The sequence below is a fragment of the Xanthomonas sp. NCPPB 4037 genome (assembly GCF_041475695.2).
Lineage (GTDB): Bacteria > Pseudomonadota > Gammaproteobacteria > Xanthomonadales > Xanthomonadaceae > Xanthomonas > Xanthomonas campestris.
In genome coordinates, this window is record NZ_CM191261.1 from 4,794,743 (window position 1) to 4,807,630 (window position 12,888).

Genomic DNA, 12,888 nt, shown 5'->3' on the forward strand with positions numbered 1-12,888 from the left:
ACGCCGCGCGGCCCTGCCCGCTCCCACCGGCACGTCCCGATCCTTAGCGGAGTCGTTTCATGCATGTGCCGTCCTTGAATTTCGAGCTTGGCGAAGACATCGATCTGCTGCGCGAAAGCGTGGCCGCCTTTGCCAGCCACCATATCGCCCCGCTTGCCGCGGCGGCCGATCACGACAACGTCTTCCCCGCGCAGCTGTGGCGGCTGTTGGGTGAGCAGGGCCTGCTGGGCCTGACCGTGGAAGAAGCATACGGCGGCAGCGGCATGGGCTACCTGGCGCACGTGGTGGCGATGGAAGAAATTTCGCGCGCCGGCGGCGCGATCGGGCTGTCCTACGGCGCGCACTCCAACCTGTGCCTCAACCAGCTGCGCAAGAACGCCACCCACGAACAGAAACAGCGGTACCTGCCCAAGCTGTGCACCGGTGAGCACGTCGGCGCACTGGCGATGAGCGAGGCGGGCTCGGGCTCGGACGTGGTGTCGATGAAGCTGCGCGCCGAGGCACGCGGCGACCGCTTTGTGCTCAACGGCAGCAAGATGTGGATCACCAATGGCCCCGATGCCGATGTGTTGGTGGTGTACGCCAAGACCGACCCCAGCGCCGGTGCGCGCGGCATCACTGCCTTCATTGTCGAAAAGGGCATGCCCGGGTTTTCCACCGCGCAGAAGCTCGACAAGCTCGGCATGCGCGGCTCCAACACCTGCGAACTGGTGTTCACCGATTGCGAAGTGCCGGCCGAAAACGTGCTGGGCACGCTCAACGGCGGCGTGCGCGTGTTGATGTCCGGACTGGATTTCGAACGCGTGGTGCTGGCGGGTGGACCACTCGGCTTGATGGCCGCGGCCATGGACGTGGTGCTGCCGTACGTGCACGAGCGCAAGCAGTTCGGCGAGCCGATCGGCACCTTCCAGCTGATGCAGGCCAAGCTGGCCGACATGTACGTGGGGCTCAACGCGTGCCGTGCGTACGTCTATGCCGTGGCGCGCGCCTGCGATGCCGGCCGCACCACGCGCCAGGATGCGGCTGGCGCGATCCTGTATGCCGCCGAAAAGGCCACCTGGCTCACCGGCCAGGCGATCCAGGTGCTGGGCGGCAACGGCTACATCAACGAGTACCCCACCGGGCGGTTGTGGCGCGATGCCAAGCTTTACGAGATTGGCGCCGGCACTTCGGAAATCCGGCGCATGCTGATCGGCCGCGAGTTGTTCGAACGCACTGCCTGACGGAGCCATCATGAGCGTGATCAACAGCCAGCTGCAGGTGGGCGGCGAGAGCTTCCAGCACAACGCGGCAGCGATGCGCGCGGTGGTCGAGGACTTGCGTGCCACGCTGGCGCGCACCGCGCTGGGTGGCAGCGAGGCGGCCCGTGCCAAGCACACCGCGCGCGGCAAATTGCTGGTGCGTGCGCGCATCGATGCATTGCTGGATCCGGGCAGTGCCCTGCTGGAAATTGCGCCGCTGGCTGCGCATGGCATGTACGACGATCAGGTGCCCTGCGCCGGCGTGGTGGCCGGCATCGGCCGCGTGTCCGGAGTGGAATGTGTGATCGTGGCCAACGATGCCACCGTCAAGGGCGGCACCTATTACCCGATGACGGTGAAGAAGCATCTGCGCGCGCAAGAGATCGCGCAGCAGAACCGGCTGCCGTGCATCTATCTGGTCGACTCCGGCGGTGCGTTCCTGCCGCTGCAGGACGAGGTCTTCCCGGACCGCGATCACTTCGGCCGCATCTTCTACAACCAGGCCAATCTATCTGCGCAAGGCATCCCGCAGATCGCCTGCGTGATGGGCTCGTGCACCGCGGGCGGCGCGTACGTGCCGGCGATGAGCGATGAAACGGTGATCGTGCGCGAGCAGGGCACCATCTTCCTCGGCGGCCCGCCCCTGGTCAAAGCCGCCACCGGTGAAGAAGTCAGCGCTGAAGAATTGGGCGGTGCGGATGTGCACACACGCATTTCCGGGGTGGCCGATCATTTCGCCGACAACGATCTGCAGGCCCTGGCGCGGGTGCGCGCGATCATTGCGCAACTCAACTGGCGCAAGCCTGCACCCTCCATGGCGGTGCAGGCACCGCTGCCGCCGCGGCATGCCGCCGACGAGCTGTATGGCGTGATTCCCGCCGATACGCGCAAGCCCTACGACGTGCGCGAAGTGATCGCGCGCATCGTGGATGACTCGCACCTGGACGAATTCAAGCCGCGCTACGGCAGCACCCTGGTGACCGGATTTGCACACCTGCATGGATACCCGGTTGGCATCATCGCCAACAACGGCATCCTGTTTTCCGAGTCCGCGCTCAAGGGCGCGCATTTCATCGAGCTGTGCACGCAGCGCGGCATTCCGCTGGTGTTCCTGCAGAACATCACCGGCTTCATGGTGGGCCGCAAATACGAGCATGGCGGCATCGCCAAGGATGGCGCCAAGCTCGTGATGGCCGTGGCCTGCGCCAAGGTGCCCAAGTTCACCGTGGTGATTGGCGGCTCGTTCGGCGCCGGCAATTACGGCATGTGCGGCCGCGCGTATTCGCCCAATTTTTTATGGATGTGGCCGAATGCGCGGATCGGCGTAATGGGTGGCGAACAGGCTGCCAGCGTGTTGGCAACCGTGCGGCGCGATGGCATGGAAGCCAAGGGCGGTGCATGGTCGGGCGACGACGAAGAGGCCTTCAAGTCGCCGATCCGTGCGCAGTTCGAACAGCAAGGCCATCCGTATTACGCCAGCGCGCGCCTGTGGGATGACGGCATCATCGACCCGGCCGATACCCGCCGCGTGCTGGGCCTGGGGTTGTCGGCCGCCTTGAATGCGCCGATCGACGCCACGCGCTTCGGCGTGTTCCGGATGTGATGCAGATGCTGCGCGCCGGCCTCGCCGAAACGACACGATGCGCGTGGATACACGCAGGAGTGTTTTCGGCTGCGGGGCCGCAGCGCGCCACGTGCGTGCGCACCACAGCGTCGTGTCGGCGTAATGCAATGCAACGATGCAGCTTTGGAGCGCGCCGTGATGGGCAGTGACCTGCCGCAGCGGTTGTTTCTTCTTCGACCTTCCACCCGCCACCACGGCGGCGTGCAGAGAGCTTTGCCATGACCCAGCACGACACGCCCCAGCACGCCTCCATCACTGGCGCCGGCCAGCCGTATTTCGACAAGGTGCTGATCGCCAATCGCGGTGAAATCGCCTGCCGCGTCATCGCCACCTGCCGCCGGCTGGGCATCGCTACCGTGGCGGTGTATTCGGATGCCGACCGCGACGCGCGCCACGTGCGCCTGGCCGACGAAGCGATCCATATCGGTGCGTCACCGGCGCAGCAAAGCTACCTGCGCGGCGACGCCATCCTTGCCGCGGCACGCGCCAGCGGTGCGCGGGCGATCCATCCCGGCTACGGGTTTTTATCGGAAAACGCCGGGTTTGCCGACGCCTGCGCGCAGGCAGGGGTGGTGTTCATCGGCCCGCCCGCGCAGGCAATCCGCGCGATGGGCGACAAGAGTGCTGCCAAGGCGCTGATGCAGCGCGCCGGCGTGCCGCTGACGCCGGGCTACCACGGTGACGAGCAGGCACCTGCGTTTCTGCGCGCACAGGCCGATGCGATCGGCTACCCGGTGCTGATCAAGGCCAGCGCCGGCGGCGGCGGCAAGGGCATGCGCCGCGTGGATGCCAGCGCAGCATTCGAAGACGCGTTGGCCAGCTGTCAGCGCGAAGCGCAATCGGCGTTCGGCAATGCGCATGTGCTGGTGGAAAAATACGTCGAGCGCCCACGGCACATCGAGATCCAGGTGTTCGCCGATACCCATGGCGCGGTGGTGCATCTGTTCGAACGCGACTGCTCGGTGCAACGCCGCCACCAAAAGGTGCTGGAAGAAGCCCCCGCACCCGGCATGACCGAACAGCGCCGCGCGGCGATGGGCAAGGCGGCAGTGGATGCCGCACGTGCGGTGGGCTACGTGGGCGCCGGCACGGTGGAATTCATCGCCGGGCCGGACGGCGATTTTTATTTCATGGAAATGAACACCCGGCTGCAGGTGGAGCACCCGGTCACCGAGCTGATCACCGGCACCGATTTGGTGGACTGGCAGCTGCGCGTGGCCGCCGGCCTGCCGCTGCCCAAGCGCCAGGACGAATTGCGCATCCACGGCCATGCCCTGGAAGCGCGCCTGTACGCAGAAGATGCCGACCGCGGCTTCCTGCCTTCCACCGGCACCTTGCGGCAACTGCGCCTGCCGGCCGCGAGCGCGCATGTGCGCATCGATGCCGGTGTGGAACAGGGCGACACCATCAGCCCGTATTACGACCCGATGATCGCCAAGCTGATCGTCTGGGATCACGACCGCCCGGCCGCGCTGGCGCGCATGCGCGACGCATTGGCGCACTGCCATGCGATCGGGGTGACCACCAACAGCGCGTTCCTGGCGCGGCTGGTCAGCACGCAGGCGTTTGCGACTGCCGACCTGGACACTGCCCTGATCGAACGCGAGCAGGCGGCGCTGTTTCCCGCGCCGCAGCCGCCGTCCATGGCATGGTGGTGCCTGGCCGCGGTGCTGGTGGCCGAAGCCGCACCGCACGCCGCCGCCGACCCGGCCGACCCGTTCTCGCCGTGGCAACTCGTCGATGGCTGGCGCATCGGCGCACATGCCGCGCGTACGCTGGTGCTGGAGGCCGCAGGCGAGCGCCGCACACTGGCGGTGCGGCCCACCGCCGATGGCTGGCAGGTGGACAGTGCCGATCAAACCCACACGCTGCGCTATCACGCACACGGCGAGCACCTGCGTGTGGACATGGATGGCCGCCAATGGCGCGCGCAGATACTGCGCGATGGCGCTGCCATCACCGTGCTCAGTGGCGCGCAGCGCGCGCATTTCCAACATCACGATGCCCTGGTCGAAGCCGAGCAACCGGCGCAGGCCGAAGGTGGCCTGACCGCACCCATGCCAGGCCGCGTGGTCGCTTTGGTTGCGCCGCTCGGCGAGCCGGTTCGCCGTGGCCAGGCCCTGGTGGTGCTGGAAGCCATGAAGATGGAGCACACCCTGCATGCACCTGCCGACGGCACCGTGCAGGCCTATCTGGTGGCCGAAGGCGATCTGGTCGCAGACGGTGTCGCGTTAGTGGAATTCGTGTCCGCGTCTGCGTAGTTGCATCCGCCAGCGTGACCAACGGCACGTTCCCCGGGGCGGCCGCTGCCTCTAGCGTGGCTGCTTCGGCTGGATTGGCCGAGGTTCCCTCCGGAGGCCTTCATGCAACGCCTGCTTCTCGCATCCAGCCTGCTCCTGGCGCTCAGCGCCTGCAGCGACAAATCCGCGCCCGCCAACACCGCTGACGCCGCCGCCCCCGCTGCGGCGCCGGCAGCGACCGTGCCCGCCACACCGCCCGAATTGATCCCCCGCGACGCCCTGTTCGGCAATCCCGAGCGCGCCAGCGTGCGCATCAGCCCCGATGGCAAATATCTCAGCTGGGTCGCGCCACTGGATGGCGTGCTCAACGTCTGGGTGGCGCCGGTCGATGCGCCGGACAAGGCGCGCGCCATCACCAAGGACACCGCACGCGGCATCCGCAGTTATTACTGGACCTATCACAGCGACACCTTGCTCTATCTGCGCGACACCGGCGGCGATGAGGACTTCCACCTCTACGCGGTCAACCTCAGCGATGGCAGCAGCAAGGACCTCACCCCGTTCAAGAAGACCAATGCCGAGGTCTACGGCATCAGCGACCAGCATCCGGACGCGATCATGGTTGGCATGAACGATCGTGATGCCAAATGGCACGACCTGTACAAGGTCGACCTGGCCTCGGGCACTCGCACCCTGGTGCAGAAAAACACCGACAGCCTGGACAGCTACCTGCTCGATGGCAATTACCAGCTGCGCTACGCCACCCGCGCCACCGATGACGCCGGCCGCGAGTTGCTGGTGCCCGAGGGCAAGGGTTGGAAGAGCGTGGACCGCATCCCGTTCGAGGATGTCACCAACACCGCGCCGGCCGGCCTCACCGATGACGGCAAGACGCTCTACATGCTGGACTCGCGTAACCGCGATACCGCCGCGCTGTACGCGATCGACACTGCCAGCAATGCTCGCACGCTGCTGTTCGAAGACGCGCGCGCCGATGCCGGCAGCACCTTGAACGACCCCAAGACCGGTGTGGTGCAGGCCGTGTCCACCGACTATCTGCGCGAAGAGTGGAAGACGCTGGACACCAGCATCGCCGCCGACCTGCAGAAGCTCAAATCACTCGGCCCAGGCGATGCCGGCATTGCCGCACGCACGCTCGATGACCGCACCTGGATCGTCGCCTATTCGGCCGCCGAAACCCCGCTGACCTACTACCGCTACGACCGTGCCAATGGCGGCAAGCTCACCAAGCTGTTCTCCGCACGCCCGGCGCTGGAGGGCAAACCGCTGGTGCCGATGTGGCCGCAGGAGATTGCCGCGCGCGACGGCCTGAAACTGGTCAGCTACCTGTCGCTACCGGCCGAGGCCGACAGCAACCATGATGGCAAGGCCGATAAAGCAGTGCCGTTGGTGCTGTTCGTGCACGGCGGCCCGTGGGCGCGCGACAGTTATGGCTATGGCGCGTACGAGCAATGGCTGGCCAACCGCGGCTACGCGGTGCTGTCGGTGAACTTCCGCGGCTCCACCGGCTTCGGCAAGGCGTTCACCAATGCCGGCAACGGCGAGTGGGCCGGCAAGATGCACGACGACCTGCTCGACGCCGTGCAGTGGGCGGTCAAGCAGGGCGTCACCACGCCGCAGGACGTCGCCATCATGGGCGGTAGCTACGGCGGGTACGCGACGCTGGTGGGCATGACCTTCACTCCGGACGCGTTCAAGTGCGGCGTGGACATCGTGGGCCCGGCCAACCTCAACACCTTGCTCGGCACCGTGCCGCCCTATTGGGCCAGCTTCTACAAGCAACTGACCAAGCGCATGGGCGACCCGGCCACCGCCGCCGGCAAGCAGTGGCTCACCGAACGCTCGCCGCTCAGCCACGTCGACAAGATCAGCAAACCGCTGCTGATTGGCCAGGGCGCCAACGACCCGCGCGTCAAACAGGCCGAAAGCGACCAGATCGTCAACGCGATGAAGGCCAAGAACATCCCGGTGACCTACGTGCTGTTCCCCGATGAGGGCCACGGCTTCCAGCGCCCGGAAAACAGCAAGGCGTTCAACGCAGTGACCGAAGGGTTCCTGAGCCAATGCCTGGGCGGCCGCGCACAACCCATCGGTGCGGACTTCGAAGGCTCCAGCATCACCGTGCCCGAGGGCGCAGACCGCATCACTGGCCTGGCCGATGCGTTGAAGACACATACGCAGGCGATTCGGAAGTAGGTCTGCCGATGCGGTTCGTCGCCAGCGGACGCTGGCGACGAACCGCTCTACGTGGTTATTTTTGCAGCGCGAAAATTCAGGCCGTATCGTTGGGGCCAGCCAGCGTTTTATCTATTCTGGGACCGATGTCTGGCGCACGTGCTGCGTGTGGCGCGCCTCGCTCTCGCCTCTCGGATCGTTGGCGCAAACAGCTTGAACTTGGCCTTACACGTGGTTACCAGCCTGCGCTGAATTACCTGCTTGCGACCAGATCGCACCGCCAGGGTCCAGCTCCGTGTTGCGCATCTGCTCGGTACGCCAGCCAAATCCGCAGATGGCCAATGGCCCATCCTGCAGCCCGTCGAGCCCGAACAGTTGCTCGATGTCGACCTCATTGATGGCAGAGGTGACGAACGCGCCCAAACCCAGATCGGTCGCACTGAGATAGACGGTCTGTGCGATATGCCCTACGTCCAGGATCATCGCGCGATAGGCCTTGGCGTGATTGCGATACTTCCAGAAGCTACGCAAGAAGCGTGGCGCCAGGATCATCAGCACCGGCGCATCGGCGAACCAGTGCTGCCCGGACAGGGCATTGCGCGCAATAGCAGCAAGCGGCTGCGCAGGCGATGGCAACCGTTGAAGCGCGTGTTCCAGAGGGCGATAGTGGTACAGCCCACTGTCCACTCCCTGCACACGCTGCACCAGCAGATAGGTTTCCGTGGGATGCAGACTCCCCCCGGAGGGAACCGGCTTCTTTAGAAACGCCGTGTCATGCCCCACCTCGACGCGCGCACGCGCCATGACGCTGCGCTCCAACATCTGCCCCAACAATTCGGCAGAGAGCAAACGTTGCGGGTCGAAATTGCGGCAGGTCACGCGGCGGGCCAACAGCGCATCAAAAGGCCCTGGCGTGGCACGCGGCAACGGGATTCGCTGGCCAGCGTCGCCACGGTCCACCACCTCTGGCGGAGGTGCGCCGAGACGCTCCACCATGCCTTCGGCCGTTGTCATGCCCTGTGCTTCCATCGTTGCCACGCTGTCTTCGCCTCGCCAGCGTGCAAACCGATGCCACAGCGCGGCCAGAGGCCACCAGCGCTGCTGCTGGACCTGTTCGTCGTTGCTGCGGTGCTGTGCGTGCTCTGGCCGATCACTGATCACCAGGCCTTGCTTGATCAACTGATCAAGCGACTCGGGCAAGGATGGCAGCTGATCCACAGCACACCAGCGCACGCTGCTCAATGTACTCAGCCACTCGCGATCGGCCGCGGCGATTTCGACCTCTGCATCCAGATGCGGTGCCAACGCAAAGCAACGGACGCGCCGACGCAGACCATCGCCTCCTGCGAGTAGCTGCGAGAGATCAAACACCGCAGCGTCGCGAAGTTCAAAAAATAGCGTGGCACAGCGACGTAGTTGCATGGGACTCTCTCAAGGACGCATGAGCACGGTCGATATTGTGTCAGCTCACTGGCGTTGCACCCACCCTCACCCTTCAGAACAGACCGATGACCGACCCAGCCAACAACGTCCACGCCCCGTTAGACGCAGCCACCGCTGACAAGCTGCTTGAACTGCTTGCCAATGACGACACCTTCCGTGACTGCTTTCAATGCAATCCGGCGCAAGCACTGGCTCAGATCGGAGCGCGCGGCGCGAGCGCGAACGACAGCGCACCGGTCGCAGGCGAGCCCTATTTCTGCATGACCACTCAACAGCTTGCATCGAAGGAAGACATCGCCCAGGCGCGTGCGGAACTGCAAAGCTACCTGACCGAAAAGACCAATCACACGGTCATCTTTGCCTTCGAATCCGAAAGTATCCGCTCCACCCTGCTGCGCAGGTAAGCAGGCAAACGCGTGACGGGCCAGGCGCGAACAAACGCCTGAGCCTGTTCGCGCGCGGCCTGGTTGCGGCCAAGCGCGTACAACGACTCGGCAACCCACAACTGGGCAAGACGCGCATCCGCAACGTTGAGCGGCTGCAATGTCTGCGATGCATTAGCTTCGATGTAAGCGCGCCCGCGGTGTTGCGTGAGCCAACGCGCCTGCTCCAACGCCTCGGCATGCCGCCCCGCATCGCTCAAAAGCTTGTAGAGCGCAACGCGGGACTGAAACAGATCGTCCTCGCGCGGCCGCAACTGTGCGATTGCCCCGTTGGTGTCGCCGGCAAGCGCGAGGTGCTGCGCTTCGACGATGGCACGCAGCTCGGCAAGCATCGGTGTCTCGTGTGCAAGTGCCGGCTCGATCGTTGCAAGCGCACGCGCAGTCAGGCCATCGTCGCCATGGCGCTGCGCCTGACTGGCAACGATCAGCACCATAGCTGCACTGTCCTGCAGGTTGGCCGCTGCCCAATCCTCGTTGACGACCGCAGTGGCCAGGCGATCGAGTGTTGGCCTCAACAGCGTTGCTGTTGCGCTGGAAGGTGTGGTCAACGCCTCGGTGGTCGCTGCGATGACCGAGAACTGGCGATGGTTGAAGTCATCGTGTTGTTGACTGTGCTGCAAGCCGCGCGTGATCGCCTTACGTGCCGCGTCCCAATCCGCCTGATCGATCGCCACGCTGGTGCGGTCGATCAACGGGACCACATCATCATTGCTATAGCCATTGCCCACGATCTGGTCGAGCACGCGCTGCGCGTCTGGGTAGCGTTCCAGCACAGCCAACGCGTTCGCTTGCCGCCGCAGCGGACCAGCGCGATCGGCATCACCGGAGGTGGCAAAGCGCTGCAGCGCCGCCTCCGGCTTGCCCTGGGCCAGCAGAATTCGGCCTACGCGGTCGGCGGCAATCGAACGCAACGGATCCTGCGGTACATCGGCAGCCTGCGCGTACGGCAGCGCTTCGGCAAAACGGTTGGCCTCGAAGAGATGCCACGATGCATTCGCAGTCCCGGCGAAGTTGTCCGGATACAGTGACGCCAGGGTTCTCCACAACGACAGCGCCTTGTCCGGCGCACGTAACTCTGCCGCCCAGGCGTCCAGATACAGCTGATCACGTTGCGGCAGGCGCTGTCGAAAGCGAATGGCCTTGTCGAGGTAGGGAAGCGCTCCCGTGCGGTCTGATACCGCCACCTTGATCCGGGCGGCGCCGAGATACGCCAATGCAAATTCCGGATCGATGGCGACCGCGCGATTGAACAGCTCCAGACCTTCGCGCCATTGACCTTTGACCGTGGCATCCACGCCAAGGGCATAGGCGCGCAGCGCATCAAGACTTGCCGTGGTAACCGCCGGTAGCGGGACGGAGGTCTTGTCGATCGAGGCCACGACTTCGCCCAGGCCCTGGCGCAATTTCCGCGTGAGCTGATCAACCGAAGAGAGCGCAGACGGCAGCCCATTTCCCTGCACGAATTCCGAGTACACCGTGGTCTGCGTGCGCGGGTCCACCAGCTCCACGCTCAGGCGCAGCTTGCCGCCGATCTCGGCAACGGTGGGCAGGATGACGGCGCTGGCGCCATCACGTATCGCAATCTCCGAGGCGATGGCGCGATCGACAACTACACGGTCTGGGTCGCGCTTCATGCGCGTCACCGTGTCACGCATTTTCATGTCGCTCAGCACATTGACGTAGCGCGACTGCTCCAGACTGATCCGCAGTGCCTGCTCCAATGAGTTGTCGAGCACCGTGTTGCCAGTCAGGTTGCGCAGATCCCCCACCACCACCCAGTCACGCTCGGCGAACGCGATTGCGGGCTCGGCGCGGGTGAAGAACCAGATCGCAACACACACCGTGGTCACCAATAGCGCCTCGGCAAGCAACGCCGCCGGCCGCCGCCACAACGGAATATCCCGCCACGCCTTGGCAGAACTCTTTGGCGCGCGCAGCGGCGTGAGGCCGACTTCGCCGACTTCGTAGATCTCCATCGGCGTGGGCATGCCCTTGAAGCGCCAGCGGCCGTGGGATTTCCACAGCAGGCGCTCGCTGGGCGTGCCGAGTTCGCGCGCGGCGCGGTGGGTGAGTGATTCGGCCACCGCCGAGAGCAGGATCTGCCCGGGCCGGGCCATCGACATCAGGCGGGCCGCGGTGGGCTTGGCCAGGCCTTCCACTTCCAGCGGTTTGGCGCCGATGCTCACCGCTTCGTCGCTGTTGCGCCAGGTGAGCACTTCGCCCACATGCAGGCCTTGGCGCGCACGCACGACCAGGTCGCGCGTCTCGCCCAGTAGCTTGAGGCCGCGTGCGTAGTCCAGCGCAAAGCCCAGGCCGTCGATCGGGCGATCGAACAACAGCAGCAAGCCGTCGGAGCGGTCGATCAAGCGTCCGCGCCAGTGCTGCTGCAGCTTGACTACCAGATGGTCGTGCTCGCGGAACAGTGCGGCGGCGGCGTTGTCGCCGATGCGTTCGACCAGCGCGGTGGAATCGCACAGGTCGGTCAACAACAGGGTGCGTAGACGCGGTGCCTGGATCGCTTCCGAGGACGCCTCCTTGCGTGCGTGGCTGCGGGTGGTCATCGCTTAGCTGTTGTCCAACGGCAAGGCTTCATAGACGCACAGGCTGTTGCCGCCCTGGCGCTTGGCCTGGTACAGCGCAGTGTCCGCGCGCGTATACCAGTCGTTGTAGGAGGTGCTGGCGTCGATGCTGCAGACGCCCACGCTCACCGAGCAACTGTGGCAGCCATCCGGGCTGCTGGCCTGGCGCGCCTGCACTGCGTTGACGATGCATTCGCCCATGTGCTGCACCAGCTCGATCGAGCCCTGCGCCACCAGCACGCAGAATTCGTCACCGCCGAGGCGGCAGACCAGGTCGCCTTCGGCGATCACCGAGCGCAGCGCGTGGGCAACGTTCTGCAGCACGCGGTCGCCGGCCAGGTGGCCGTACTCGTCGTTGATGTGCTTGAAGCGGTCGCAGTCGATCAGGATCAGGCCCACGCCCGGCGCGCCGCCACCGCGGCGACATTCCTGCAGATGCAGGGCGAGGCCGCGGCGGTTGTGCAGGCCGGTGAGCTCGTCGGTGCGGCTGAGTTCTTCGGTGTGGTTGAGCTGATGCGAGGTGACGTAGAGATTGTCCAGCGCCGCTTCCAGGTCGTGGTTGCGGCGGCGCAGCTGGCGGATCAGCAATTGCTCGTTATTGACCACGCGCACGATGGAGCGGCGCAGGAAATGCGCCACCATCGACGGGTCGTGATCGACCAGGCGCTGGAAATCGTCGTGTGCCAGTTCGATCAGGCGGCTGTCGACCGCGGCGCTGGCGCCGGCACTGCGGGCGTGGTCGCCGATCAGCAGGCCGAGCTCGCCAAAGAACTCGCCCGGGCCCAGATGCTTGAGCATCAGGTCTTCGCCGAAATCCAGGTCGATCTGGCCGGTGACCACGATGAACATCTGCGTGCCCACCGCGCCGCGTTCGAACAAGGCCTGGCCTGCAGCGATCTCGCGCATACGGCCGAAACGCGCGAAAAACGCGAGTTCTTCAGCGGTCATCAAGGCATGCAGCCCGTCGGACAGCGTTTTGGCAACGCTTCCAGTCGGTTCGACGGCGCCGTTGGAGGTATGGCAGGTCATCCAGATCCCTTAGGCCGACCTGCAGCGCCGGCCCGTCGTCGAATCGTACATGAGGGTTTTGTTCAGCACCAGATCACACTTGTTCTCACAGAC

Annotated in this window: 8 protein-coding genes; 5 read left to right on the forward strand and 3 right to left on the reverse strand. The window is 65.3% G+C overall.

Features of this window, described 5'->3' with window-relative positions; all coding sequences use genetic code 11:
- The first annotated feature begins 59 nt into the window (after positions 1 to 59).
- The 4 genes from ACCQ01_RS21090 (at position 60) to ACCQ01_RS21105 (ending at position 7,322) form a co-directional block, all read left to right on the forward strand.
- On the forward strand, positions 60 to 1,223 hold the full coding sequence (locus ACCQ01_RS21090) for an isovaleryl-CoA dehydrogenase (RefSeq protein ID WP_116902543.1): 1,164 nt from the start codon (positions 60 to 62) through the stop codon (positions 1,221 to 1,223).
- A gap of 10 nt (positions 1,224 to 1,233) precedes the next feature.
- The gene (locus tag ACCQ01_RS21095; protein ID WP_228432765.1) at positions 1,234 to 2,844 is read left to right on the forward strand and encodes a carboxyl transferase domain-containing protein; all 1,611 of its coding nucleotides are present in this window, start codon (positions 1,234 to 1,236) and stop codon (positions 2,842 to 2,844) included.
- 239 nt (positions 2,845 to 3,083) lie between these two features.
- Entirely contained in the window at positions 3,084 to 5,126 is a 2,043-nt protein-coding gene (locus tag ACCQ01_RS21100) for an acetyl/propionyl/methylcrotonyl-CoA carboxylase subunit alpha (protein ID WP_228432766.1), read from the forward strand.
- A 102-nt stretch (positions 5,127 to 5,228) separates the two neighbouring features.
- Positions 5,229 to 7,322 carry a S9 family peptidase gene (locus tag ACCQ01_RS21105; protein ID WP_115576104.1) on the forward strand — a complete coding sequence of 698 codons (2,094 nt, stop codon included), beginning with the start codon at positions 5,229 to 5,231 and terminating at the stop codon, positions 7,320 to 7,322.
- Positions 7,323 to 7,526: 204 nt separating this feature from the next.
- Here the strand turns inward: ACCQ01_RS21105 and ACCQ01_RS21110 are convergent, their stop codons facing one another.
- Positions 7,527 to 8,723, reverse strand: coding sequence for a putative peptide maturation dehydrogenase (locus ACCQ01_RS21110; protein WP_228432767.1), 1,197 nt, complete (start codon positions 8,721 to 8,723; stop codon positions 7,527 to 7,529).
- 86 nt (positions 8,724 to 8,809) lie between these two features.
- On the opposite strand from ACCQ01_RS21110, the gene ACCQ01_RS21115 reads away from it, so the two are divergent.
- Positions 8,810 to 9,148, forward strand: coding sequence for an NHLP-related RiPP peptide (locus ACCQ01_RS21115; RefSeq protein ID WP_161960243.1), 339 nt, complete (start codon positions 8,810 to 8,812; stop codon positions 9,146 to 9,148).
- Here the strand turns inward: ACCQ01_RS21115 and ACCQ01_RS21120 are convergent.
- The gene (locus ACCQ01_RS21120) at positions 9,088 to 11,748 is read right to left on the reverse strand and encodes a putative peptide modification system cyclase (protein WP_103700497.1); all 2,661 of its coding nucleotides are present in this window, start codon (positions 11,746 to 11,748) and stop codon (positions 9,088 to 9,090) included. The genes ACCQ01_RS21115 and ACCQ01_RS21120 overlap by 61 nt on opposite strands.
- A gap of 3 nt (positions 11,749 to 11,751) precedes the next feature.
- A complete protein-coding gene (locus tag ACCQ01_RS21125; RefSeq protein ID WP_114996766.1) occupies positions 11,752 to 12,795 on the reverse strand; it encodes a GGDEF domain-containing protein in 1,044 nt (347 codons plus the stop codon).
- Positions 12,796 to 12,888 lie beyond the last annotated feature (93 nt).